We start from the raw sequence: 26085 nt of genomic DNA, 5'->3' as shown, positions 1-26085 counted from the left end.
TCAGTAGAGCGCCCGCAACTGCGTCCGCACCGCGTCCGGCAGGTTTGCCTGGGCCTCGATGCGGTCGATGAAGTGCGCATCGTCCACCACCGTCAGTGGATCCAGCACCAGCGGCGTCACGATTTCCGAGAGCTTCTTGCTGCCGGCGCCGACTTGAGGGCGCGCGCCGGTATACACGTGCGCGAACGGCAGGTTGGGACGCAGATGGCCGCCCTCCTCCAACTCGTCCAGCGCCAGCTGCCACACCGGTTTGCGACGCGCCAGCGCCGCCACGGGGCGCGGCTCTTCCAGCTTTCGCGCGAGTTTCGGCAGTTGCTTGAGTGCCTTCGTCAGCATTTCCGTCGCCGGCCCGAGCGCGAGGCTGGCGACCGCGGGGTCCTGCGTGTCCTGCTTCAGGAACAGCGTGCGCGCACTGCCGTCCACCTTGCACGACTCGCCTTCCGACGCCTTCACGCCCAGCTTCTTCATCCATGAGGGCAATCCGCAACGCGGAACACCGTTGATCATCACCAGTGCGACGTCGCCTTCGGTGGCGCGGATCAACTGTTCGTACGGATCCTTGTCGTCGCCCTTCACCACGATCAGGTCGGCTCGCTTCCCCGATTGCAGCGAGCCCAGCCGCTTGCCCCAGCCGACGATGTTGGCACCGTTGCGCGTGGCCATCGCCACCAGTTCGCGGTCGCTGAACACGCCGTGTTCGTCGCTCCACAACTTGGCGGCTTTCAGCTCGCCCAGCAGGTTCTTGCTCCCCGACGGCGACCAGTCCGATCCAAGCCCGATGCGCACGCCTTCGGACTTGGCCGCCTTGATGCGCGCGGTCTCGCCGTACAGCAGCAGATTGCTCAGCGGCGACCACACCATCGCGCCTTCGAACTGCGCCATCGTGCGGAAGTCTTCTTCATGAAGCGCGGCGCAATGGATGCCGGCCAACGCCCGGGTGATGGCCCAGTCGGCGCCGGCCATCTTCAGCGCGAGGAAGGCATTGCGCGCCTTCGTGTCGGTGCCTTCGCTCAGGTGCAGGAGGAAACACGACTGCTTCAGCAGGCGCTCCTTGAAGCGCACGATGTCGCTGGCATCCACGTCGGGGATGCGCGTGGACGCTTCAGGGAGGTCGGCTTCGTCGGTCTGCTCCACATTGCGGATCAGGCCACGATAGAACTTGCGCACGCCAGCGCTGCTGTACAGGGCGATGCCCTGGCTGGTCGTCACGCCCGAGAGCAGGCACTTGGCTTCGACATAGCGCGTCAGGGCCGGTAGCAGTTCGGGCGTCTTGCCGACGATCTGCATCGGCCCGCTGATGAGCCTGCGGTATTCGGGCGTTCCGGCCCACTGATCGCGGTTGCTGTACTTCTTCGGCACTTTCCACAGCTGCAGCAGGTTGTAGGCCAGGTGGTTGTGGAGTTCGATCAGGCCCGGATACAGCGTGCCCTTGGTGTCGAGGACCGCGATGTCGTCGAAACCGGACGGCGCGGGCATCGCGCTGTCCTGCACCGCGACGATGTTGCCGCGGTCGATGTAGACGCGTGCGCGCGGCAACACCTTGAAGCGCGAATCCATCGTCACGGCCCGCCCCTGCAGGACGATGCGCGCGCCATTCAACGGGTCGATGGGAAGGGGCGTGTTGTCGGGCATGGCGGCAGCTCGTTCGGTCGCGTCACGCGACACTAGGGGGACGCGGGAGCGGTCCAGATCAGCGTGTGGCGGTCGTCCGGTTGCGGGCGACTGACGCTGGTGCGCTGCGGCGGCGAGGATGCGCGCCCGCGGCTGTCGTCGCCCAGGAAGGCGGGCGCACCGAACGGAAGGTCGCGCCGGGGAACCGCCGCGTAGTCGCTCTCGCGGAAGGCCGAGCCGTAATTGGGCAGGCCACTGGGCCCATCGTCGTCCGGCGTGACGATGCCGCGCAACGACGTGACCGCGCTCTTCCACTTCGCCAGCAGGACGGCTTCGTCGCGACTGCTGGGATGCGGCACCTTGAACACCGGCGTGTCGTCCTTTCCGGGCCACAGGTCCACGGCCTTCTGCGCCTGCACGCCGAACGCCACGATGGCCTGCAGGTTCTTCCCGCGCGCCATGCGGAACAGTCGATTCCGCCAAGTCACCTGCGCCGGGTCCGTCAGCACGTCATCGCCATCGCTGGACTGCGAGGGAATCAATGCATACGAAAACGCATTGAGGCACAGATACGAGCGGCTGAGCCCCAGCTTGGCGAGGAAGCCCTGCACGCGTTGCCCGGCGTCGCCGACGAGCGTCCGGCCGGCGATCCGCTCCGTCGCGCCGGGATCGGAGGCCACGCACAGCACGCGCGCGGAACCGTCCAGTCGGCCGCGATAGAACACCGGCCCCCAGTCGTACCAGAAATGCGTTTTCAGCGCTCCGTAATCCGGGCACTGCGCGAACACGTTGGCGAAGCGCTGGGGCGGTCCCTTGTCGAATTCGGCCACGGTCTGTCCTTCGGTATGAGGCTCCTGCCGAATACAACGCCGGTGAAGCGCGGTACAGGCCAGCATCGAACCGTCTGTCGCGCCGTGTCATGACACAGGCCCCAGCCACAGGCCAGGGAAAGCCTCCTCTCGCGCGCCACACGCGCGTTCCCGATCCCGACGATCGATCGCCTGCAACACAGACGGCGCCACCTGCTTCCAGACTGGCGAAGGTTGCGGATCTGCCAACGCCTGCACGTGCGGCGCGCGTTGAGCACAGCTACGATCACCCGATGCGCAAACCGGCCTGGCTCATCGGACCCGCCCTGCTGCTCGCCGGTTGCGCGGGTGGAGGCTCTCGAATGCAGCAGGACATCGATGCACTGATGCGCGACCACGATGGAACGGTGCCCGGCGCGTCGGTGCTGGTGCTTCGCGACGGACGGCCCATCGTGCGGCGCAGCTACGGCATGGCCGACATGGAAGCGCGTGTCGCCGCGACCCCGGCCACCAACTATCGTCTGGCTTCGGTCAGCAAACAGTTCACCGCGGCGTCGATCCTGTTGTTGGCACAGGACGGCCGTCTCGGGCTGGACGATCCGGTCCGCAAGTGGCTGCCCTCGTTGCCGGAGGTGGCCGCGCCGATCACCGTGCGCCATCTGTTGACGCACACGTCGGGACTCATCGATTACGAAGACGTCATGGACCCGGCCGACACCCGGCAGGTGCACGATGCCGACGTGCTGCATCTGCTCGAATCCCAGCACACCACCTATTTCCCGCCCGGACAGGGCTATCGCTACAGCAACAGCGGCTACGCGCTGCTCTCGCTCATCGTCGAGCGCGCATCCGGCCTGCGCTATGCCGATTTCCTGCGGCAGCGCATCTTCCTGCCGCTGGGCATGCAGGGCACCGTCGCCTTCGAGGACGGCATCTCGCAGGTCGCGCATCGCGCGTATGGCTACAGCCTGGAGAACGGCGCGTGGCGACGCACCGACCAGAGCACCACCAGCGCGGTACTGGGCGATGGCGGCATCTATTCGTCCATCGACGATCTGGCCCGCTGGGATGCCGCGCTCTACGACGAACGCCTGCTCAAGGCCGACTCGCTGCGACAGGCATTCATGCCCGCCACGAAGACGGACGTGGCCGACGTGGAGTACGGTTTCGGCTGGCGCATCACCGGCGACAGCCTGTGGCATTCCGGCGAAACCATCGGCTTCCGCAACGTCATCGTGCGGTATCCGAAAGAACACATGACGGTGGTCGTGCTGACCAACCGCGACGACCCGGAACCCTACGAAACCGCCAAGCGGATCGCTGTGCTGGTGCGGGACGGCGACGCCGCGCACTGACGGCGCACGCGCCGGCTACTTCACCGGAACGTCGAGGAAGGTCTTCGGCGCGGGCTCGGGGTCGAGCGTGAAGTGCCACCACTCCATCGGATAGTTGCGGAACCCAGCCCGCTGCATGGCCTGGCGCAGGCGGTCGCGGTTGGCGTGTTGCGACGCGCTCGCCTTCGGCGAATCCGTGTTGGCGAGCGGGTCGAAGAAGTCGAAATCCGTGCCCATGTCGAATGGGCGACAGGCGCCGCCGCCATCGCACTGCAGCAGCGTGAGGTCCACCGTCGCACCGCGACTGTGGCCGGACGTCGGCGAGATGTACCCGCCCAGCAGGTCGCGCTTGTCCAGGTTCGGGTAATGGCGCGCCTTGGTGGCCTGATCGTCCAGATCGTTCGCCCACGCGACGAAATGACGCACCGCGCGCGCAGGGCGATAGCAATCGAACAGGCGCAGCCGCATGCCTTCTTCACGTAGTGTCCGCTCAGCCTGTGCCAGCGCCTTGGCGGCCGGTGCAAGCAGATAGCAGCGCGGCGCCTCATAGCCGTCGATATGTGCACCGACGAAGTTGTCGCTGCCGGCGTAGCGCAGGTCGAGGTCGATATCGGGCACCAGCGTGCGGATGTCCACCAGACCGGCCGCCTGTGGCGTGGCGGCATCGGATACGTCCATCGCGGGCGTCGTCGCGCAGCCGGTCATCGCCATCGCGACAAGGCACGCAACCACACCTGCAAGCCGCTTCACGGGCACGTCCCGGTACGCTTGAACGCGAGGTCTTCGTAGTCGTAGCTGAAGTCGGCCTGCGGATCGACCTTGCTCATCGCCAGGTCGGCGCCGCCTGCATCGAAGTCCAGCCACGCTTCGGCATCCACGCTGGGATCGTTCCAGTCCACCAGCCAACGCTTTCCGACCTTCTGCACGCGGCCATCGAGCATGGGCGATTTGGCCGACACCAGGCGCACGCCCTCGCCCTCCGGGCACAGCCGGACTTCGCCGAACCACGGATCCCGATACACGCCCAGGCGCGACGACAGCTCGCGCGCGGTCGCGGCGCGGCGCGCGGAGGTATCGGGTGCCTTCTCGCTCGCAGGGGTGGCGGCGTCTTCCTTCTCGAGCAGCGCGGCGTAATGCGCGGCGTCCAGCCCGGCACCCGGACGCGTGTAGAGCTTCACCAGCGCCTGGTTGAGCACCGTGCGTGCGTCCTCGCCCTCGCCGTTGATCATCAGGACGAATCCGACGCCCTTGTCCGGCAGCATCGTCACGGCCGAGTACATGCCCATCAGCGTGCCGGTGTGCGAGACCTTGAACACGCCATCGACATCGGCCAGTCGCCAACCGTATCCGTAGGCGGAGAAATGGCTGCTGTCCCACTCGCGCATGCGCCTGGAAATGGGCATGGGCATCTGCGGTGCCCACAGCGCTTCGCGCTGCGTCTGCGACAGCCACTGCGCCGTGCCGCCCTGCGACGTCAGCCATGCCGTCACCCAGCGCAGCATGTCGTCCAGACTGCAGCGCACGCCACCGGCCGGGTCCATGGTCGAGGCCGGCACCACGTCACCGTCGCTGCGCACCGGCACGTTACGGCCGCCCTGCCGCATGTGCGGTTGTGCGACATTGCCGACCTCGGTGCGACTCCACTGCCCGACCTGGCAACGCGTCATACCCAACGGCTCGAACACTTCGCGACGCACCAGCGTCTCGTACGGCGCGCCACCGGCAGCGGCCGCAACCTCGCCGGCGAGGATGTACATCAGGTTGTCGTAGTCGTATCCGGAGCGGAAGCTGCGCTGCGGTTTCAGGTAAGCCAAGCCGTGGATGATGTCGGCACGCGTGAATGCGTTGGGTTCCGGCCACAGCATCAGGTCGCCGGCACCGGCGCGCAGACCACTGTCGTGGATGAGCAGGTCGCGTACCTGCATGTTCTCACCGACCCATGGGTCGTACATACGAAATTGCGGTAGCCACTTCGCCACCGGATCGTCCCAGCGCAGCTTGCCGGCATCGACCAGCCGGGCCAGCGTCGCGGTCGTCATCGACTTGGTGTTGGAGGCGACCTTGAACAGCGTCTGCGCGTCGATGCGCGCGCCCTCGCCTTCCACCCGTTCGCCAGCGGTGCGTGTGTACACCACGCGTCCGTCCTCGACCACGCCAAGCGCCAGTCCCGGCAAGCGGTAACGGCGCATCACCTCGTCGAAGGCAGCGTCCACCGCGGCGCGGTCCGTGCGCGGTGCCGCGTGGGCGAACAGCGGCAGCAACGCCAGCAAGCCGGCGCAGCACGCGCGCCCGAACCGGAATTCACGCTTCATGCCAGTCCTGTGGGAGTTGTTCGCCCAGCATCATCTCCGCCAGGGTCTGGCGACGACGCACGACCGCGTAGCGACCGTCATCGAGCAGCACCTCGGCGGCCAGTGGTCGCGAGTTGTAGGTGGAGGCCATGGAGGCACCGTACGCGCCGGTGCCACCGATCATCAACAGGTCGCCGGCCTCGCAGCGCGGCATGTCGCGACCGCGGGCGAACGTGTCGCCGGTCTCGCAGACCGGGCCGACCACGTCGTAGCACGCGCTTTCGCGACGCGGGCGAAGCGGCACGATGTCGTGCCAGGCGTCGTACAACGCCGGACGAAGCAGGTCGTTCATCGCTGCATCCACGATGAGGAACTCGCGGTCGGCGCCAGGCTTCACGCGGATCACCCGCGTCACCAGCACGCCGGCCTCGGCTACCAGCCAGCGGCCTGGCTCCACCACGAGCGTGCCCTTGAAGGCCGCAAACGTCTCGCGCACCAGCGCCGCGTAGTCCTCGATGGCGATGGGGCGGTCATGGCCCGCGCGATAACGCACGCCCAGCCCGCCACCGATGTCCACGCTGTGGATGGGATGGCCCGCGGCTTCGAGTTCCTGACGGAAATCCTCGACCCGGCGCAGGGCGTGACGGAAGGGCTCCAGGTTGAGGATCTGCGAGCCGATGTGGGCGTGCAGGCCGTCCAGCTGCACATGGCTCATGCGTGAGGCGCGGACGAACCAGGTGCGCGCTTCGTCGATCGAAACGCCGAACTTGTTCTCGGCCTTGCCGGTGGAGATCTTGGCGTGGGTCTGTGCATCCACGTCGGGATTCACGCGAACCGCCGCGCGTGCGCACACGCCCTCTTCGCGCGCGACCTCCTGCAGCAACAGCAGCTCGTCCGCCGATTCGACGTTGAAACGCCAGATGCCGGCGGACAACGCCGCGCGGATCTCCTCCGCGGTCTTGCCGACGCCGGAAAACACGATGCGTTCGGCGGGGATACCTGCGCGAAGGCTACGGTGCAGTTCGCCCACCGAGACGATGTCCGCGCCAACACCCTGCTGCGCCACCAGCTGCAGGATGGCGAGGTTGGAGTTGGCCTTCACCGCGTAGCAGATGCGCAGGTCGAGGCCGGCGAACGCGTCCTGCAGGGCGGTCGTGCGTTGGCGGATCACGCTGCTGGAATACGCGTAGAGCGGTGTCTGGACCCGCGAGGCGAGCGTGTGCAGGTCCACGCCATCGAACAGCCTCGCATCGTCCACGCCAGTCAGTACAGTCATCGAAATATCTCGTCCCTTGATCGTGCGTGGACCCCTTCCGTCTCCCGGAATACCGGGAGCCCACGCCGCTGCGCCTGGCGACCTTCGCCGCCAGGCGCCTTCACCACTGGCCTCAGAAGCGCCAGCTCACGACCAGCTGCGCATAACGCGGCGACTGCCACCGCGTGCCCTCCTCGAAGTACGGACGGTAGACACCCGGCGCCGCTTCGTAACGCGAGTGGATATTCACCTTCTCCTGGTTGTTGGTCAGGTTGAAGACGGTGAACCGCACCTGCAGGTCGGTCGTCTCCACCGGCAACTTCCAGGTCACGTTGGCGCCCAGTGTCCAGGTCCACGGCAGGGTTCCGTAGGCGCCGCGCGGCGTGTACTCGAGTACGCGATCCGCATACGTGTACGCAACGCCGGTAACCGGATCCCGGCCGGAACATTTATCCACGCAGATCCAGCCCGATCCGCCGCTGCCAAACTCATTGGTGAAGCTGCCGGCCGCGGTGCTGTCGTTCGGCCATACGACGCCGAAGGCCGTCACGGGACCGCCCGACTGCACCTGCAGATTGGCGCCAAACGTCCACTGCTCGTTGAGTGCGTAGCTGCCGCGCACCTTGATCTGGTGGCGGTGGTCGTTGAACAGGTAGCCGTAGCGCTCGTTGTTGGCCGGGTGATCCCAGTGCTGGACCATGCCGGTATCGCCATACCCCAGGTCCGAATTTACCGGGCCTTCGAAGTTGCCTTCCGACTTGGACCACAGGTAGGAGGCATTGAGCGCCCACTTCTCGTCCCACGCGCGGTCGATCTGGAACTCCACCGCCTTGTATGTGCGCTCCGGATCGTAGTAGCCGATGACCTCGCCACTGCCGCCCTTGCGGTAGCCGTCCTTCGAGGTGTCGATGGTGATCCAGCCCTCGGTCGCGCAGCCGATGCTTTCGTCGCCCCAGATCGTCATGTTCTCGCCGGGGTTGCCGATCGGGAACAGCGTGCTGCCGGTCGGTCCGCACGGCGTGTGGTTGATGCGGATGTCGTCGAGCGCGCGTTCCATGCGGCGGTACGTGCCATTGACGCCCCAGGACCACGCCGGATCGAGCATGGCCTGGTAGCCCAGGATGAACTCGTCCTGGTAAACCGCCTTGATGTCGCGGTCCACGCTCTGGCGCAGGTCGCCGCCGCCGACGTTCAGGCGGTCGTCCACCGGGCCGATCTGCGGGCCCAGCACGGGCGCCAGGTAAGCCGCGCCGGTGACCGGATTGGTCTGCTGGCTCCATCCGTTGAGAGCGTAGTAGGTGTGCTCGTCGATCAGGCCACCAGCGAACGACACGTTGATGTTGTTAGTGACGGGCAGGTAGTAACGGCCCAGGTTGCCGTACAGCTTGGTGCTGCCATCACCCTTCATGTCCCACGAGAAGCCACCGCGCGGCGCAATCATGTCGTCGATCTTGATGAAGCTGTCGCCGGCCGCCGTGCGGTTGTCGAAGCTGTCCCAGCGCACGCCAAGGTTGAGCAGCAGGTTGGGCGTGACGTTCCAGTTGTCCTCGATGTAGAACGCATTGGCCTCCGTCTCGAACGTACCGCCCAGCAGGCGCCTGCGCGCGTCGATGGCCTGGGTGACGCCTGCCGGCACGAATGCGCCCGACGTGTCCCAGATCTCCTGGCCGGGCACGACGGTGATGGCGGTGTAGGTCTGACCCTCCGGGCCCGGATAGCGCGAGGACTGCTCGGTGGTCATCAGTTCGCGATCGAAACCGAAGCGGAGCAAGTGATCCCCCAGGCTCCATTCGAAGTCCAGGCGCGAGGCTTCGCGCTCATCGTCGCGATGGACCACCGAGTTACCGGTCGGGTGGCAGCCAAGCACTGGCCTGCCCATCGAGTTGTAGATCGTCGAGTAGCTGGAGCCCGCCGTCACGCGACTGCACTGTTCATCCAGTGCCGAGCGCACGAAGCTGCTGCGGTTGTTGATGCCGTACATCGCCTTGGCGACGAAGTTCTCGGTCATGTGACCGGTGTAGGTGAGCGACCAGTTGTCGCCACCCGTCGTGGAGAAGCTGTCGCCCTGGTAGGCGCCGATCTCGCCCGTGGCGAAGACGTAGTTGTACGCCGCCGCCTCCGTATCGGACTTGTCGGAGAAGGCCAGTACTTCAAGCAGGTGGTTGTCGGTGATGTTCCAGTCCAGCTTGGCGCCCCAGAACCCGTCGCTCGTGTCGCTGTCAGTCCAGGTGTTGCCGGGGTCGTTGGTGTTGCGCTCGCCGGTGTCGCGCTGCTCGTACATCGCGAACAGGAACAGGCGGTCGCGCACGAGCGGGCCGGACGCCCAGACGTTGGCCTTGGTGAACTGCTGCTCGTCGCGGCTGGCCAGCGCATGGACGGTGCCGTCCTTGTGGTACTGGTCATCGGCCGAGGAACGCATCGCGGCCGGCTCGAACGTGATCTCCACGCCACCTTCGACTTCGTTGGTGCCCGAACGCGTGATCGTGTTGACGACGCCGCCGGTGCTGCGACCGAACTCGACCGAGTAGCCGCCCGTCTTGATCTGGAATTCGCGGTAGAAGGCGAACGGAACGCTGGAGAAGCCCTGCCTCGTGTAGAAATCGGTGACGTTTAGGCCGTTGATGTACACGGCGTTCTCGGCCACCGACGAGCCACTGAACGTCAGTCCGCCGAAGGTCGCATTGCCCGCCTGCACGCCGGGCGCGAGCTGCACCACCGCTTCGACGCTCTGCTGCACCGGCAGGCGCTTGAGTTCCTCGCGGGTGATATTGGTCGCCGTTTCAGTGGACCTGACGTCAACGCGGTTCACCACGCGCGAGCCGATGACCTGGATCGCGGCGAGGTTGACGACCTCGCCCTGTGCGCCCAGGTTCACCGTGGTGGTGCCACCCAGCGCTACATTGACCGCAACGGCCTCACCGACCGCTTGCCCTTCGCGAATCACCTGCAGGCGGTAATCGCCCACCGGCAATTGGCCGAGTCGATACGTCCCGTCGGAACCGACCGTTACGGTGCGACTCAAGCCGGTGGCGTTGTTGACGACGGTAATCTGGTCGCCCGCGCTCGCGCGGCCGCCGACGGAACCGGTGACGTTCTGCGCGCTCACCAACGGCGCCATGGTCGCGATGCACGCACCCAGCGCCATGCACAACGCCGCCTTACGCAAAGCCTTGCCGCTCATCCCCTCTCCCCTCTCAAATGGTTGGATTCCAGAAAAAATCGGTTTGATCTACTTCCCCGCGACCGGCAGCACCTGCGCACGGAACGCGTAATCCCACTGGTCGAAATAGAGGTTCCCCCCGGCCCACTCCACTTCGCCGCGTTGCGAATCCACGGTCTCCGACCGGAAATGCTGTTTTGCAGGAACGAAGTCCGTTCCGAAGTCGTCGTTGAAGGCGATGCGATACGCGTCCAGACCGCCGAGGTAGAACCACTCGACCTCCGCGTCGCGCGCGCCCTTGAACTGACCGGTGGTCACGTCCATCGGCACCCAGCCGTAGGGCGCCAGGTACAGCGCTCCCCAGTCGTGCAGGTTGTCGTACGAGCCGTCGGAATAGACCATGCCCGACTGCCACTTCGACGGGATCCCGTTCAAGCGCAGCAGCGTCATCAGCAGCAACGTCTGCTGGCCGCAATCGGCGTGGTCGGCATGCAGCGCGTAGTCGCTGATGTTGGTGATCGTCGAATACTCGCGCGCACCCCCCCAGGGAATGCGGTCCACTGCCTGGAACAGCTTCTGCGCGATGCGGTACGGATTCTTCTCGTCGCCGACCACCTGCTTCGAGAACGCGCGCAGGTCGTCGGTGAACGCCATGTGCGGCGGGCGCTCGGCTAGCTGGGCGGCCATGTCCTCACGCTGCTGCGCGGTAAGCGGAACGACCTTGTCCGGGTCGATGCGGTGGTGCTGGCCGTACACGGTCAGCTCGTAGCTGATCGAGAACGTGGTCGGCTTCCCCGCCACCGCGGGTTGTTCCAGGTAGACCGTGCGCTGCATCGTCGATTCGGGCGCGACCGAATGCGTCGACGGCGCGCTGGACAGGAAACGGATGTCCTCCTGCTGCCCGGGCAACGCACGCGGATACGGAATCCATGCGCGCAGCGTCTCGCCCGCGGGGACGGCGTCGGCATTGACCGTGATGGCCTGCGTCACGCGCACGCGTCGCGGCGCCACGCTGGTCCTTCCACCCGCGCGGGCTTCGGCGACGGCCTTGTCGTGGTAGGCGTTCGCGTTCTCCATCGGCCCGTCGTTACGCCGGAACGGCGTGGCCCGGCGCGCGAGCGCCTCGGGACTCACGCGGAACAGGTTCGAGACCGAGCGGTTGAAGTAGTACGGGGTGCCGTCGATGACCATGTGCTCGAGCTGGTTCGACGCGGTCCAGCGCTGGAACTCGTCCTCGCGCAGGTCAGGGATGGATTCGCGCAGCCTGGCCCTGGCCTGATCCGCACTGAGGGTGAAATCCAGACGGATGCGACGCATGCGTTCGCGCTGGAATTCGAGGGCGCGGGCGGTGTCGGCGTCGATGTCGGCGGCCGCGAGGTGGGCATCGATCTCCGCTCGCGCGGCGGCGAACTGGCCGGCATCGATCCGCGCGGCATTGCGCTGCACCGCGTCGGGCACGGCCTGCGCCATCGCGACCTGCACGGCAAACGCGATGGCCAGCGCGGCACCGGCCAGTGCGCGCGGGGTGCGCGTCCGGGGCATTGGCGATTGGAGCGGTAACCAGGGACCGTTCACGCGCTTCCTGCTCACAGGGCGGTTTCACCGCTGTGTAACATGAAGGGAGTACGTGGTCAATAATTTATTCTTGACTAATCCAGAAAAGGAAGTATCTATTCTGACCCGCAGGCCGCCGCCTTCCTTCGGTGGTCATGAGGGGACGCAATGATGGGAATGGTCTGGTCCTGCGAAGCGTTGCGGCGCCTGTCCGATTCCTTGGCCCCGGCCCTTCGTCGCGCCCCGATGCCCCGCACCTTTCCGCCGCGGCCCAGCACGCCTGATTCCGGACTCCGCGCCATGCGCCCCATTCGCTTCCTTGTCCTCTCCGCCCTGCTGGCCGTCGCCGTATCGCACTCCGCGCTGGCGTTCGAACGGTCGTGGAGCGTCCCCGCGGATACGGGCGTCGTCGGCGTCGAGAAGGCGCAGCTGGACCCCGCGTTCTGGATCGCGCGCCAGGCCGATCCCGACCGCGTGATCCTCGACGCCGGGGCAATTGCCGCACAGAACGCGCGCCTGATGGCGACCGACCGCAGCATGCATGACCTTGCCGCGCTGCCGAAGACGCTGGACCGCGCGCAGGTCGCCGCATGGGTAGAGGGGCTGTCGAAGCGGCCCACGCGGCCCCTGTTCGACGAACGCGGGCAACCGGTCGCGACGCAGGTGCTGGACGACATCGTCGTCAACGCGAACCTCGCGGCGATTCCCGCCAACCAGGCGACGCGCTTCGGGCTGGTCGTCCACCGCGCGGATCTGCGCAGCTTCCCCACGCGGACCCGGGTATTCAGCGCCAACGACGACCACGACATCGACCGCTTCCAGGAGAGTGGCCTGTTCCCGGGCGACCCGGTGGCGATCGTGCATGAAAGCCGCGACGGCGAATGGTGGTTCGTCGTCAACACGCGCTATGCGGCGTGGATCGAGAAACGCCACGTCGCCGAGGGCACCGCCGAACAGGTACTGGGCTACGGAAACAAGACACCGTACCGCGTGGTTACCGGTGCCCGCGCGACCACTGTCTTCACCCCGGAAGAACCCGCGGTTTCGGAGCTGCAGCTCGACATGGGCGTGCGCGTGCCGGTGCTGGCCGACTGGCCGATGGGCACGCCGGTGAATGGCCAGCACGCCTACACTGCGCACGTCATCGAGCTGCCCGTGCGCAATCCCGACGGCAGCCTGCGCTTCGCGCCGGCCCTGCTGCCGCAACGCGAACCGACCCAGGCGCAGCACCTCGCCCTCACCCCGCGCCACATCATCGAACAGGGCTTCAGGTTCCTGGGCGAACGCTACGGATGGGGCCACAGCTATAACGCACGCGACTGCAGCGGCTTCGTGTCCGAGGTCTACCGCAGCATGGGCGTGCAGTTGCCGCGCAACACCAGCGACCAGGCCGTCAGCCCGGCGCTCAACCGCATCGCCCTCAGCGAGAAGGACGGCCGCGACAAGCGCTTGGCCGTGGTGCGCGACCTGCAGGTGGGCGACCTGGTCTACATCCCCGGCCACGTGATGATGGTGATCGGGCAGATCGACGGCGAACCCTACGTCATCCACGACACGACCGGCCTGAGCTTCGCCGGCGCGGACGGCACCACCGTCCGGGCGAAGACCAACGGCGTGACGGTCTCGCCGCTCACGCCGCTGCTGTTCAACGGCAAGCAGACCTTCGTGGACCGCATCACCAACATCCAGCGCATCCGCCCGTAAGGGCCGCGCCGCCATCCCCTTTCGAACTGCGAACTTCCGGACCCAATGAAAATCACCGATATCCGTTTCGGCATGCTGCGCGTACCGCTGAAGACGCCGTTCAAGACCGCGCTGCGCACGGTCGAGGCGGTGGAGGACATCGTGGTCGCAGTGCACACCGACACCGGGCACATCGGCTACGGCGAAGCGCCGGCCACCGCGGTCATCACCGGCGACACGCACGGCTCGATCATCGAGGCGATCCGCAAGTTCATCGCGCCGCGCCTCATCGGCCAGGAAATCGCCAACCTCAACCGGATCACCCAGCTCATCCAGACCGCGCTGGAGAAGAACACCAGCGCCAAGGCCGCGGTGGAGATCGCGGTGTACGACCTGTTCGGCCAGCTCTACGGCGTGCCGCTGTACAAGATGCTCGGCGGCGGCGACCCGGTGATCACCACCGACATCACCATCAGCGTCGATTACATCGACAAGATGGTGGCCGATTCGATCAGCGCCGTGGATCGCGGCTTCGAGTCGCTGAAGATCAAAGTGGGCAAGGACATCGGCGTCGACATCGAGCGCGTCAAGGCGATCTACGCCGCCGTCGAGGGCCGCGCCCTGCTCCGCCTGGACGCCAACCAGGGCTGGACGGCCAAGCAGGCGGTGCACGCGATCAACATGCTCGAGGACGCCGGTGTGCGCCTGGAACTGGTCGAGCAGCCGGTGAAGGCACAGGACCTGGACGGCATGAAGTACGTCACCGAACGCGTGCACACCCCGATCATGGCCGACGAGAGCGTATTCGGCCCGACCGAGGTGATCGACCTGATCCGCATGCGCGCGGCCGACATCATCAACATCAAGCTGATGAAGACCGGAGGCCTGTCCAATGCCATCCGCATCGCCGACATCGCCGCGCTGTACGACGTGGAATGCATGATCGGCTGCATGCTGGAAAGCAGCATCAGCGTGGCCGCGGCCGTGCACCTGGCGGTGGCCAAGTCCAACGCCATCACCAAGGTGGACCTGGACGGCCCCTCGCTCAGCGCGTTCAATCCGGTGGACGGCGGCGTGATCTTCAACGAATCGGAGATCTCGGTGACCGACGCGCCCGGCCTTGGCATCCGCGAGATCCGCGGCCTCGAACTGCTTCCCGACTGAGCGGAGCCCGGATGTCGCCACTGTTGAAGATCCGCGCGGAACGCGACCAGATGTCGGCGATCGAACGGCGAATCGCCGACTTCCTGCTGGAAAACGCACACCTGCTGCGCGACTACTCCTCGCAGCAGTTGGCCAACGCGTTGGGCATCAGCCAGTCCAGCGTGGTCAAGTTCAGCCAGAAGCTGGGCTACAAGGGCTATCCGGACCTCAAGTACTCGATCGGCCAGGCCGTGGCGCGTGGCGATGGCGGAGAAGAAGCCGGTACCGGCGAGACACGCCGCGATGACCCGCACGCCGCGCTGGCCGAGAGCCTGTGGCACCTGAAGGCGCAGGCCGAGGCGGAAACGCGGCTGATCAATCCGCCCGAGCGCATCGATGCCATCGCCCACGCCATCCAGCAGGCGGGCAAGGTGTTCATCATCGGCCTGGGAGAGGACGGCATCCCGGCACGCGCGTTCGCCACGCGCCTGTCGATGCTGGGCGTGCTGACGGTGCATTACGTCGACGCGATCCTGATGCAGGCCGGCGTGTCGACGGCCGCACCCGGCGACGTGCTGATGGTGTTCTCCGAGCACGGCCGCCAGCCGTCGCTGTGCCAGATCAGCCACCTGTTCCGCGAGCGCGTGGGCAAGGTGGTGTCGGTCACGCGGCACACGCCCAACCCGTTGCGCGCGCACGCGAACGATGCCCTGCTGGTATCGGCGCACGACGAGCGTCGCCACATCGAACCACTGCTCTACCAGTCGGCGCTGCAACACCTTCTGGACCTCATCTTCATCCTGCTGTGCGATGCCAGCGAGGATCGCCGCATGCAGCTCGACGTGAACTTCGAGCGCATGCAGGACCTGCTGGACAGCTGACATCCACCACGAGACATGCCGATGCCTTTGACCGACGGGTTGCGACGCACCTGCCTGATCGCCCTCCTGCTGGGCGTGTCGGCCTGCGCGGGAACGGCGACGAAGAAGACCGCATCGCAACCGTGGGACGACGCCCGCCAGCTGGTGCTGGTGACGACCCCCGACTGGAACGCCTCCACCGGCACGCTGCAACGCTTCGAGCGCGATGGCGCGCAATGGCGCCAGGTGGGCGAAGCGCAACCGATCTCGGTGGGCCGCAGCGGATCGGCATGGGGTGTCGGCTTGAACACGGCGCAGGCGGATGGCCCACAGAAGCGCGAAGGAGACGGTCGCGCACCGGCCGGCGTGTTCCGTATCGGCACCGCATTCGGCTATGCGGATTCGGCTGCGACCGGCTGGCCTTACCAGGGCATGACGGCGTCGGACTGGTGCATCGACGTCAACGATTCCCCGATCTACAACCGCATCGTCGACGCACGCGAGGTGGGCGAGGACGCCGTGCAGGGATCGAGCGAGCCGATGCGTCGCGATCTGCACGCCGATGGCGACCAGCGCTACAAGCTCGGCTTCGTGATCGAGCACAACCCGGACAACCGCAGCGGCGCGGGCAGCTGCATCTTCGCCCACCTGTGGAAGGCGCCGGGCGAGCCGACCGCGGGCTGCACCGCGATGGCCGAACCGGCGATGCAACAACTGCTGGCCTGGCTCTCCCCGGAGCGGCACCCGGTGTTCGTGTTATTGCCCGATAACGAACTGGCACGGCTGCATGCGGCCTGGGGGCTGCCCATTGCCTCCCCGACGCGACCACAATAGGCGCCGTCCTGCCTCCGACCTGGCCGGATCCGATCAACGCCCACTGGATAGCTGATGTCGCCCACCGCCCGCGTACTGCTCGCCCTGTTCCTTGGTGCCGTCATTGGCCTGCTGCTGGCCTGGGGCGATCCCGCGCTGGCGGTGAAGGTGGCCGACGTGGTCGCGCCGGTGGGCCGGCTGTGGCTCAACGCCCTGCAGATGACGGTGGTGCCGCTGGTCGCGGCGCTGGTGGTGATCGGCGTGAACAACGCCACCGACGCCGCCGCGTCCGGTCGGACCGCGCGCCGCGCCATCGTGACCTTCGTGGTCATCCTCAGCGTGTGCGCGGCCTTCGCCGCCATCCTCGCGCCGATCCTGTTCTCGTTCGTGCCGCGCCAGGAAGGGCTGGCCGATTCGCTGCGCGCCGCCACCGCGGGCGCGGCGCAGCTGACTTTGCCGAGTTCACTGTCGGAATGGTTCGCCGGCATCATTCCCAGCAACGCCATCGCCGCCGCCGCGCAGAGCGCGATGCTGCCGCTGGTGGTGTTCGCCCTGTTCTTCGGTTTCGGTCTCACGCGTATCGACGCCGGTCGACGCGCCCGCGTGCTGGAACTGGTCCAGGGCATCGCCGACGTCATGATCGTGATCGTGCACTGGGTGCTGTGGGTTGCGCCGATCGGCGTGTTCGCGCTGGTGCTGGCGGTCTGCGCGCGCGTTGGCCACGGCATGATCGGTGCCTTCGGCTGGTACATCGCCATCCTGTGCACCATGTACCTGTGCGCGACGGCGTTGATGTATCCCATCGCGGTGATCGCCGGTCGCGAACGCCTGCAGCGCTTCGCTTCGGCCATCCTGCCGGCGCAGGCGGTGGCGGCCAGTACGCAGTCGTCGCTGGCCTCGCTGCCGGCGATGATCGAATCCTCGCGCGAGCGCCTGGGGCATCCGCTCAGCGTGACCTCGCTGGTGCTGCCGATGGCGGTGTCGCTGTTCCGCATCACCAGCCCCATCCAGTACATGGGCGTGGCGGCGTTCGTCGCCTGGGCCTACGGCGTGGACCTGAGCGTGGCGCAGTGGGCCGCAGCGGCCGCGCTGGCGGTGGTGATCAGCATGGGTTCGGTGGGCCTGCCGGGCCAGGTGAGCTTCATGGCGACCAACATGCCGGTGACGCAGGCGCTGGGCCTGCCGGTGGAACCCCTGGGCGTGCTGCTGGCGCTGGACACCATCCCCGACGTATTCGCCACGTTGGGCAATGTCACGGGCGACCTAACGGCCACCACGGTGGTGGCGAAAGGCCAGCACGAGGCGGTCGATCCCGCCGCACCGGTCGAGCCTTCCGTCTGACATGTCCGGTCGGGGGCCCGCAAAAGCCGGGCCCCGATCCGGCGGGTTCATGCGAAAATGCCCGGCTCATGGCCCCGTAGCTCAGTTGGATAGAGCGGTCCCCTCCTAAGGGACAGGTCGCACGTTCGAATCGTGTCGGGGCCGCCATTGCGACGAGCGCATGCACCCGCACCGCCGGAAGCCCCCGCTTCCGACCCGGGCGCCCGTCCCAGCCCAAGGAGCCTTCGATGACCCACCCCGTACTCACCGCCCTCGGTCTCAACGACACCGAATCCGGCACCTACCTCGGCCATGGAGAGTGGTCCGCCACCCGCGACGCGGGCGTGCTCGAACCGGTGAACCCGACCAACGGTGACGTGCTGGCCAAGGTCCACGCTTCCTCGCAGGACGACTACGACACCATCGTCGAGCGCGCCCAGGCTGCCTTCAAGGTGTGGCGCACCACGCCGGCACCGCGCCGCGGCGAAGCCATCCGCCTGTGCGCCGATGCGCTGCGCAAGCACAAGGACGCGCTGGGCTCGCTGGTCGCGCTGGAGATGGGCAAGTCCAAGCCCGAAGGCGATGGCGAAGTGCAGGAGATGATCGACATCGGCGACTTCGCCGTCGGCCTGTCGCGCCAGCTCTACGGCCTGACCATGCATTCCGAGCGTCCCGGCCACCGCATGTACGAGCAGTGGCACCCGATCGGTCTGGTCGGCGTGATCTCCGCCTTCAACTTCCCGGTCGCCGTGTGGGCCTGGAACTCGTTCATCGCTGCCATCTGCGGCGACATCACGATCTGGAAGCCCTCGCCGAAGACCCCGCTGTCGGCGATCGCCTCGATGAAGATCTGCAACGAAGCGCTGAAGGCCGGCGGCTTCCCGGACATCTTCTTCCTGTTCAACGACGCCGGCACCGAACTCGCCTCGAGCTTCGTCGACGACAAGCGCATCGGGCTGATCAGCTTCACCGGCTCGACCAAGGTCGGCCGCATCGTCGGCGAGCGCGTCGCACGCCGCATGGGCCGTTCGCTGCTGGAACTGGGCGGCAACAACGCGATCATCGTCGATCCCTCGGCCGACCTGAAGCTGGCCATTCCCGCCATCGCGTTCGGCGCGGTCGGTACCGCCGGCCAGCGCTGCACCACCACGCGTCGCCTGTTCGTGCATGAGTCGATCTACGACGACGTGCTGGCCAAGCTCATCGCCGCCTACAAGCAGGTCGAGAAGAAGATTGGCGACCCGACCGACCCGACCAACCTGATGGGCCCGCTCAACAGCCGCGACGGCGTGCAGGCCTACCTGGACGCGATCGAGAAGGCCAAGGCCAGCGGCGGCAAGATCGAGACCGGCGGCACCGCGATCGACCGTCCCGGCAACTTCGTACTGCCGGCGATCGTGACCGGTCTGTCGAACGACGCCGAGATCGTGCAGCACGAGACCTTCGCACCGATCCTGTACGTCATGAAGTACAGCCAGCTGGACGAGGCCATCCACCTGCAGAACGACGTCCCGCAGGGCCTGTCGTCGTCGATCTTCACCCAGAACCTGAAGGCGGCCGAGGCGTTCCTGTCGGCGGCCGGTTCGGACTGTGGCATCGCCAACGTCAACATCGGCACCTCGGGCGCGGAGATCGGCGGCGCCTTCGGCGGCGAGAAGGAAACCGGCGGTGGCCGCGAGTCCGGCTCGGACGCCTGGAGGGCCTACATGCGCCGCCAGACCAACACCATCAACTACTCCGACGCGCTGCCGCTGGCCCAGGGCATCAAGTTCGATCTGTAAGGACCGTCGCGATTCCGGGCGGCGAAATCCATCGCCGCCCGACTCGACGCCCTGTGTTCCGTTAACCTGCGATACCGACCACAACTCCGAACCCGGCATCCATGTACGGACTCGTTCGCCCCTTCCTGTTTGGCCTGGATGCCGAAACCGCCCACGGCGCGACGCTGCGGGCGATGGAAGTGGCGTACCGCACGGGTGCGGGCGCCCTGCTGTCGCGGCGCCCGGCCCCGCTGCCGACGCGTGCGTTCGGTCTGACCTTCCCCAACCCGGTCGGCCTGGCTGCGGGCCTGGACAAGAACGGCGCCCACATCGACGCGCTGCTGGCGCTGGGGTTCGGTTTCGTCGAAGTGGGCACGGTCACGCCGCGCCCGCAGGAAGGCAACCCGAAGCCGCGCATGTTCCGCCTGCCCGACCAGCAGGCCGTCATCAACCGCCTGGGCTTCAACAACGGCGGTGTCGACGCACTGGTGCGCAACGTCGAGAAGGCCAAGCGCCGGCACGGGCTGCTGGGCATCAACATCGGCAAGAACAAGGACACGCCCAACGAGTCCGCCGAGCAGGACTACCTGCTCTGCCTGGAGCGCGTGTACCCGCTCGCCGATTACGTCACGGTCAACATTTCCTCGCCCAACACCGCGGGCCTGCGCGAGTTGCAGGAAGAACAGGCGCTGCGTCGCCTGGTCGGAACGCTGCGCGAGGCACAGGAACGCCTCGGTGCGCTGCATGGCAAGCGCGTGCCGATGCTGGTGAAGATCGCGCCCGACCTCTCCGACGAGGACGTCGAGGCCGCCGCGCGCGTGCTGGGCGACCTGCAGGTGGACGGCGTGATCGCCACGAATACCACCGTCTCGCGCATCGGCATCGAAGGCGCGCCGCACGCGAACGAAGCCGGCGGCCTGTCCGGCAAACCGTTGCTGGGCCAGGCCACCGCAGTGCTGCGCATGATGCGCACGCGCCTGCCCGAATCGATCCCGATGATCGGCGTGGGCGGCATCCTGTCCGGCGCCGACGCGGCCGCGAAGATGGCGGCCGGCGCGACACTGGTGCAGTGCTACACCGGCCTGGTCTATCGCGGGCCCACACTCGTGCACGAATGCGTGGAAGCCATGCGCCGGCGCAAGGAAGCCCCGAGCCGCGGCAACATGCCGCCCATCGTATGATCCCTGCCCGCGAATCCGCTTCGCCGTTCCCGCTTCCCCGGGAATGATCCCTCCGGACGACATGAGCGACCCGATCCGAATTCTGCACGACGCGCCGCTCGATCGTCGCAACACCTTTGGCGTGGCCGCACGCGCGCAGGTACTGGCCGAAGTGCGCGACGCCGCCGCGCTGCCCGACCTGCTCCGCCACCCCGACTTCGAAGGGCGCACGCCGCTCGTATTGGGCGGTGGCAGCAACCTGCTGTTCGCAGACGACCCGACCGCGCCGGTGCTCGCGCTGACCGGCCAGGACGTGCGCGTGCTGACCGATGGCGACGTCGCCATCGTGCGCGCGGACGCAGGCGTGGTCTGGCACGGTTTCGTCATGCACACGCTGGCGCTGGGGCTGGCCGGCCTGGAAAACCTCGCGCTGATCCCCGGCACCGTCGGCGCCGCGCCCATCCAGAACATCGGTGCGTATGGCGTGGAAGTGCGCGATTCCATCCATGCCGTGGAAGCGCTCGAGCCCGCCACCGGACGCGTGCACCGCTTCGATGCGGCGACCTGCGCGTTCGGCTACCGGGACAGCGTGTTCAAGCACCAGCCGGATCGCTACATCGTCACCGCGGTGGAATTCGCCCTGTCGCGCACACCGTCGCTGAAGCTGGATTACGCCGGCATCGGCGACGAACTGACTGCCATGGGCATCGCCGAGGCCACGCCGCGCGATGTGGCGGATGCGGTCATCGCCATCCGCCGTCGCAAGCTGCCCGACCCGGCCGTGCTCGGCAACGCCGGCAGTTTCTTCAAGAACCCCATCGTCCCGGTCGCGCAGGCCGAAGCCCTGCATGCGCAATACCCGACCATGCCGATATTCCGCGGCAACGACGTCGGCACGCGCAAGCTGTCGGCGGCGTGGTTCATCGATGCCTGCGGCTGGAAGGGCCACCGCGACGGCGATGCCGGCGTTGCGCCGACGCACGCGCTGGTGCTGGTCAACCACGGCAACGCCACGGGACGGCAACTGCTCGACCTGGCCCGCCGCATCGCCGAGTCGGTACGGCAGCGTTTCAACGTCGCCATCGAACCCGAGCCACGGGTCATCGGTGCCGACTGGTAAATCAGAAGAACACCCGTGAGCGCGACGACGACGATCCACCACCCCCTTCGCGCCGCGGGCTTCATGCTCGCCAGCACGCTCTGCTTCGGCATGATGGCCATCGCCATCCGCCTGGCCTCGCACTCGCTGAACACGCTGGAGATCGCGTTCTTCCGCAACTTCTTCGGCCTGCTCACGGTGCTGCCGCTGGTGATGCGCATGGATCCGTCCTCGCTGCGCACGAAGCAGCTGCCGCGCTATTTCGTGCGCTGCCTGATCGGAATCTTCTCGATGCTGTGCGGCTTCTGGGCGATCGGACACCTGCCGCTGGCGCAGGCGATCTCGCTGTCGTACTCATCACCGGTCTTCGTGACCATCCTCGCCGCGCTGATGCTGGGCGAACACGTGCGCGGACGCCGCTGGGCCGCGGTCGCGATGGGCTTCGTCGGCGTGCTGGTGATCGTGCGCCCGGGCTCCACCGAGTTCACCTCCGGCACGCTGATCGCCCTGGCCGCCGCGGTTCTGAGCGCGGTGGTGGCGATCCAGATCAAGCAGCTCTCGCGCGTGGATGCGGCCAACACGATCGTGCTCTACACGTACCTGTTCTGGGTGCCGATGTCATTCGTGCCAGCGCTGTTCGTGTGGGAATGGCCGCAGGGCATCGCGTGGCTGTGGGTGATCGGCGCCGGTCTGTTCGGTACTGGAGGACAGGTGCTGTGGACGCACGCGCTGCAGCTGGGCGAAGTGTCCGCGCTGACGCCCATCAGCTTCATCCAGTTGCCGCTGGTCGCGACGGTGGGCTGGTTCTGGTTCGACGAGCGGGTGGACACATGGACCTGGGTCGGCGCCGGCATCATCCTGGCGTCGAACGCCTACATCGCCCACCGTGAAGCGGTGTTGCTGCGCCGGCACGCCACCCATGCCCCGGTCGAGGCGGCCAAGCCGGGCGAATAGGCGACCCATTCGACAGCCCCGTGCGGCGTGCCTAGGATGTGCGCGTCCACAGGGGGATTCCGCATGAAGGCAAGGATGGCTGCCGCGGTACTGGTTCCGCTCGTGCTGCTGACCGCGTGCGACACGCGCAGCGGGAAATGGTGGTGGGACACAGATGGCGCGGAGGCCTCCGCTTCGTCCCCTGCCGCAACATCGTCCGCCCCGCCACGTGTTGCCGCACCAGTCCCGGCGGCATCGCCCGCGTCGACGCAGGACGCTCCTCCCGTCGCCACATCGATCCCATCGGCGTCGACGGACGCACCTCCCATCGCCCCGGCCGCCGCAACGCCCGCTGCGGATCCTCGCCTGGTGCCATTCAAGCCGGCCACGTCGCGCGCCGACATCGCGCCCGCGCAGTGCGCCTTCGACGGCCTCGCATTGCCGGCGGCATTCGCCGTCTATGCGGCCGGCGCGTACTCCGGCCGCACGCTCGATTACCAGATCGACCAGAGCGGCCACGAAGCCACGCAGATCGACGTCGCGGTGGACGAATCCGCAACGCCGGTCGTGCTCATGCTGGGCGCTTACGAACCCACCGTCTGGAACATCGGCTGGACGCCGCGCACGCGCATCCTCGCCGTGCTGGTGAGCGGCTATCACCGCCAGGCCATCGCCGGCCTGCCGCCGTCGGTGCCGCGCCTCAACAGCAGCTACGACAACAAGGGACCGTGCGGTTACTTCTATGTGAGCCAGGACAAGCTGGGGCAGCTCAATCCGATCGCGCGCGGCATGTTCGGGCGGCCGGTCACGCGGGTCTTCCTGGCCAAGGACGGATTCGTCGTCATCGGCAACGGAACGACCACCGGACTGGTGACCGATGCGAACCAGCCGCCGGAACAGTTCCGCGATCGTGAGGCACCGCTCGCCGGCGAAGCCGGACTGCGTGACGCGGTGGCCAAGGGCCTGCTGCGCGAAGCGCGCTCCAGCGACCTGCGCGATTGGCAGACCGCTTTCGATGCGGCCAACCGGCGCGATGAACCGCCCGTGTCCGGCGCGACCGCACCGGACCGCAGCGATGCCCGCCTGCACAACGCCTTTGTGGTGCTTCGTCCGATGCAGTTGCCGGCCGGGCTGTACGGCGCGCACTCGGCGACCTTCATCGTTCCGCGCGGCGTCCAGCGCCCCACCGGCAATCCCGGCCATTCGCGCGTGCTCGACTACAACACGCTGACCTGCATCGGAGCGACTTGCGGCCGCGAGTAGCGCCGGGCGGCACCTGCGAGCCGCGCACGAATCAGGGGCGGGCGCCCGTCCCCGAATGCCGATGCCACGGCCGCAGGCGCACGCCGTAGACCGACAGGAACACCGCGGCCACCCAGGCGCTTGCCACGGCCCAGCCTGCCAGGATGTCTGAGGGGTAATGCACGCCCAGGTACACGCGCGACAGGCCGACCAGCAGCACGAACGGCACCATGACCGCGATCGCCAGCCAGCGCCAGCGCGTGTGCCAGGCCAGAAACACCAGCGTGCACGCCAGCGTCATCGAACCCATCGCGTGACCGCTGGGAAAGCTGTAGTTGGTTTCCGGCGCGATGGACTCCCACAAGGAGGGCCGTTCACGCGCAAACACCAGCTTCGCGCCGATGTTGAGCAGCGCCGAGCCGCCCAGCGCGATCGCTGCGAACGTGGCTTCGCGATATCGCCGCATCACCGTCAGCGCCAGCACCAGCACGATGTCGAACGGCACCACGCCCCAGGCATAGCCCAGCTTCGACACGAACACGAAGAAATCGTCGAACCCCTGTCGCGCCATGGTGTGCGCGAACAGCAGGATCGGTTCGTCGAACGTGATGGCTTCCTGCTCGTGGATCTCGTCGGCCAACTCGCCGAAGGCCCACAACGGCAGCAGCAGCGCGACGAATACCAGCAGCAGGCGCCGGCCATGGCGGCGCAGCACCTGCGCGCCGTAGTGCAGCGCGGTGGCGGGCGCGGCGTCGCGCTCAGCCGCCACGCGCGACGTCGGCTCCGTACTTGCGTTCGACGTACTGGTCGATCAGCGCCACGAACTCGTGGGCGATGTTCTCGCCGCGCAGCGTCACGGTCTTCTCGCCGTCCTCGAACACCGGCGCCGATGGCGCTTCGCCCGTACCCGGCAGCGAGATGCCGATGTTGGCGTGGCGCGATTCGCCCGGGCCGTTGACCACGCAGCCCATCACCGCCAGCGTGAGGTTCTCCGCACCGGGGTGGCTGATCTTCCATTCGGGCATCTTCGCGCGCACGTGTTCCTGCACGGTCTTTGCCAGTTCCTGGAAGAACGTGCTGGTGGTGCGGCCGCAACCGGGGCACGCGGTCACCATCGGCGTGAACGCGCGCAGGCCCATCGTCTGCAGCAGCTCCTGCGCGACGATCACCTCATTGGTGCGCGACTGGCCGGGTTCCGGCGTCAGCGAGATGCGGATGGTGTCGCCGATGCCTTCCTGCAGCAGCACGCCCAGCGCGGCGCTGGAGGCGACGATGCCCTTGCTGCCGATGCCGGCCTCGGTGAGGCCCAGGTGCAGCGCATAGTCGCCACGACGGGCGAGTTCGCGGTACACGGCGATCAGCTCCTGAACTCCGCTGACCTTGGCGCTGAGCACGATGCGCTCGGCCGCCAGGCCCAGCTCCACCGCGCGCGCGGCCGAATCCAGCGCCGAGCGGATCAGCGCTTCGCGCAGCACTTCGGCGGCGTCCAGCGGTTGCGCCAGTTTGTGGTTCTCGTCCATCAGCTGCGCGGCAAGCGCCTGATCGAGCGAACCCCAGTTGGCGCCGATGCGCACCGGCTTGTCGTACTTGATGGCCAGCTCGATCAGCGTCGCGAACTGGCTGTCCTTCTTCTTGCCGAAGCCGACGTTGCCTGGATTGATGCGGTACTTCGCCAGCGCTTCGGCGCAGGCGGGCTCGGCGGTGAGGAGTTGATGACCGTTGTAATGGAAGTCGCCGATGATCGGCACGCTCACGCCCATCATCGCCAGCTTGTCGACGATGCGCGGCACCGCCGCGGCGGCCTCGACCGTGTTGACGGTGACGCGCACCATCTCCGAGCCGGCGCGCCACAGTTCGGCGACCTGTTTCGTGGTCGAGGCGACGTCGGCCGTGTCGGTGTTGGTCATCGACTGGACGACGACCGGATGGCCGCCGCCGACGTCGACGCCGCCGATGCGCACCGCGCGCGTGATGCGCCGCGGCAGGGGTCCGAAGGCTGGGTGGGCGCAGGGCGCCGGAGCATGCGAATTCATGGGCCCATTGTAGGCCACGGCCCCG

Annotated in this window: 20 protein-coding genes and 1 tRNA gene; 12 read left to right on the top strand and 9 right to left on the bottom strand. The window is 67.2% G+C overall.

The window, feature by feature from the left end; all coding sequences use genetic code 11:
- Together QLQ15_RS11050 and QLQ15_RS11045 are read right to left on the bottom strand one after the other, a co-directional pair.
- Nucleotides 1-1632, bottom strand: coding sequence for an amidohydrolase family protein (locus tag QLQ15_RS11050; protein WP_283212825.1), 1632 nt, complete (start codon nucleotides 1630-1632; stop codon nucleotides 1-3).
- Nucleotides 1633-1664: 32 nt separating this feature from the next.
- The gene (locus tag QLQ15_RS11045) at nucleotides 1665-2441 is read right to left on the bottom strand and encodes a uracil-DNA glycosylase family protein (RefSeq protein ID WP_283212824.1); all 777 of its coding nucleotides are present in this window, start codon (nucleotides 2439-2441) and stop codon (nucleotides 1665-1667) included.
- A 272-nt stretch (nucleotides 2442-2713) separates the two neighbouring features.
- Here QLQ15_RS11045 and QLQ15_RS11040 point away from each other — a divergent pair, with 272 nt between their 5' ends.
- Nucleotides 2714-3775 carry a serine hydrolase domain-containing protein gene (locus QLQ15_RS11040; RefSeq protein WP_432277800.1) on the top strand — a complete coding sequence of 354 codons (1062 nt, stop codon included), beginning with the start codon at nucleotides 2714-2716 and terminating at the stop codon, nucleotides 3773-3775.
- A gap of 15 nt (nucleotides 3776-3790) precedes the next feature.
- Here QLQ15_RS11040 and QLQ15_RS11035 read toward each other — a convergent pair whose 3' ends face one another.
- From QLQ15_RS11035 to QLQ15_RS11015, 5 genes are all read right to left on the bottom strand, one after another.
- A complete protein-coding gene (locus QLQ15_RS11035; protein ID WP_432277855.1) occupies nucleotides 3791-4465 on the bottom strand; it encodes a M15 family metallopeptidase in 675 nt (224 codons plus the stop codon).
- A gap of 35 nt (nucleotides 4466-4500) precedes the next feature.
- The gene (locus tag QLQ15_RS11030; protein WP_283212822.1) at nucleotides 4501-6066 is read right to left on the bottom strand and encodes a serine hydrolase; all 1566 of its coding nucleotides are present in this window, start codon (nucleotides 6064-6066) and stop codon (nucleotides 4501-4503) included.
- On the bottom strand, nucleotides 6056-7321 hold the full coding sequence (gene lysA / locus QLQ15_RS11025; protein ID WP_283212821.1) for a diaminopimelate decarboxylase: 1266 nt from the start codon (nucleotides 7319-7321) through the stop codon (nucleotides 6056-6058). The genes QLQ15_RS11030 and lysA overlap by 11 nt, the downstream gene beginning before the upstream one ends.
- Before the next feature lie 112 nt (nucleotides 7322-7433).
- On the bottom strand, nucleotides 7434-10481 hold the full coding sequence (locus tag QLQ15_RS11020; protein ID WP_283212820.1) for a TonB-dependent receptor: 3048 nt from the start codon (nucleotides 10479-10481) through the stop codon (nucleotides 7434-7436).
- A 48-nt stretch (nucleotides 10482-10529) separates the two neighbouring features.
- A complete protein-coding gene (locus QLQ15_RS11015) occupies nucleotides 10530-12002 on the bottom strand; it encodes a transglutaminase-like domain-containing protein (protein WP_432277799.1) in 1473 nt (490 codons plus the stop codon).
- A gap of 312 nt (nucleotides 12003-12314) precedes the next feature.
- Between QLQ15_RS11015 and QLQ15_RS11010 the strand changes: the two genes are divergently transcribed.
- The 11 genes from QLQ15_RS11010 to QLQ15_RS10960 all read left to right on the top strand — a co-directional run bounded on the left by QLQ15_RS11010 (nucleotide 12315) and on the right by QLQ15_RS10960 (nucleotide 24048).
- The gene (locus tag QLQ15_RS11010) at nucleotides 12315-13718 is read left to right on the top strand and encodes a C40 family peptidase (RefSeq protein WP_283212819.1); all 1404 of its coding nucleotides are present in this window, start codon (nucleotides 12315-12317) and stop codon (nucleotides 13716-13718) included.
- Nucleotides 13719-13763: 45 nt separating this feature from the next.
- Nucleotides 13764-14861 carry a dipeptide epimerase gene (locus QLQ15_RS11005; RefSeq protein ID WP_283212818.1) on the top strand — a complete coding sequence of 366 codons (1098 nt, stop codon included), beginning with the start codon at nucleotides 13764-13766 and terminating at the stop codon, nucleotides 14859-14861.
- Between the two features lie 11 nt (nucleotides 14862-14872).
- Nucleotides 14873-15721, top strand: a complete 849-nt coding sequence (locus QLQ15_RS11000; protein ID WP_283212817.1) for a MurR/RpiR family transcriptional regulator — start codon at nucleotides 14873-14875, stop codon at nucleotides 15719-15721.
- Between the two features lie 21 nt (nucleotides 15722-15742).
- Complete coding sequence (locus QLQ15_RS10995; RefSeq protein WP_283212816.1) at nucleotides 15743-16534, top strand: L,D-transpeptidase family protein; 792 nt, start codon at nucleotides 15743-15745, stop codon at nucleotides 16532-16534.
- Between the two features lie 54 nt (nucleotides 16535-16588).
- On the top strand, nucleotides 16589-17854 hold the full coding sequence (locus tag QLQ15_RS10990; protein WP_283212815.1) for a dicarboxylate/amino acid:cation symporter: 1266 nt from the start codon (nucleotides 16589-16591) through the stop codon (nucleotides 17852-17854).
- A 70-nt stretch (nucleotides 17855-17924) separates the two neighbouring features.
- Nucleotides 17925-18001 (top strand) — tRNA-Arg (locus QLQ15_RS10985).
- 80 nt (nucleotides 18002-18081) lie between these two features.
- Entirely contained in the window at nucleotides 18082-19614 is a 1533-nt protein-coding gene (gene amaB / locus QLQ15_RS10980; RefSeq protein WP_283212814.1) for an L-piperidine-6-carboxylate dehydrogenase, read from the top strand.
- Between the two features lie 101 nt (nucleotides 19615-19715).
- Nucleotides 19716-20774: a quinone-dependent dihydroorotate dehydrogenase gene (locus QLQ15_RS10975; protein WP_283212813.1), complete on the top strand. Its 1059-nt coding sequence runs from the start codon at nucleotides 19716-19718 to the stop codon at nucleotides 20772-20774.
- A gap of 61 nt (nucleotides 20775-20835) precedes the next feature.
- Nucleotides 20836-21873, top strand: coding sequence for a UDP-N-acetylmuramate dehydrogenase (gene murB, locus QLQ15_RS10970; protein WP_283212812.1), 1038 nt, complete (start codon nucleotides 20836-20838; stop codon nucleotides 21871-21873).
- A 63-nt stretch (nucleotides 21874-21936) separates the two neighbouring features.
- Complete coding sequence (locus QLQ15_RS10965; RefSeq protein ID WP_283213998.1) at nucleotides 21937-22806, top strand: DMT family transporter; 870 nt, start codon at nucleotides 21937-21939, stop codon at nucleotides 22804-22806.
- A 348-nt stretch (nucleotides 22807-23154) separates the two neighbouring features.
- Nucleotides 23155-24048, top strand: a complete 894-nt coding sequence (locus QLQ15_RS10960; protein ID WP_283212811.1) for a hypothetical protein — start codon at nucleotides 23155-23157, stop codon at nucleotides 24046-24048.
- Between the two features lie 31 nt (nucleotides 24049-24079).
- Here QLQ15_RS10960 and QLQ15_RS10955 read toward each other — a convergent pair whose 3' ends face one another.
- Both QLQ15_RS10955 and ispG read right to left on the bottom strand, forming a co-directional pair.
- A complete protein-coding gene (locus tag QLQ15_RS10955; protein ID WP_283212810.1) occupies nucleotides 24080-24796 on the bottom strand; it encodes a phosphatase PAP2 family protein in 717 nt (238 codons plus the stop codon).
- Nucleotides 24786-26060 carry a flavodoxin-dependent (E)-4-hydroxy-3-methylbut-2-enyl-diphosphate synthase gene (gene ispG / locus QLQ15_RS10950; RefSeq protein WP_283212809.1) on the bottom strand — a complete coding sequence of 425 codons (1275 nt, stop codon included), beginning with the start codon at nucleotides 26058-26060 and terminating at the stop codon, nucleotides 24786-24788. The genes QLQ15_RS10955 and ispG overlap by 11 nt, the downstream gene beginning before the upstream one ends.
- Nucleotides 26061-26085: the final 25 nt, after the last annotated feature.

The sequence above is a fragment of the Lysobacter stagni genome (assembly GCF_030053425.1).
Taxonomy (GTDB): Bacteria; Pseudomonadota; Gammaproteobacteria; order Xanthomonadales; family Xanthomonadaceae; genus Lysobacter_J; species Lysobacter_J stagni.
The sequence above is the reverse complement of the archived record's forward strand: the minus strand, read 5'-3'. Positions and strand labels throughout refer to the sequence as shown.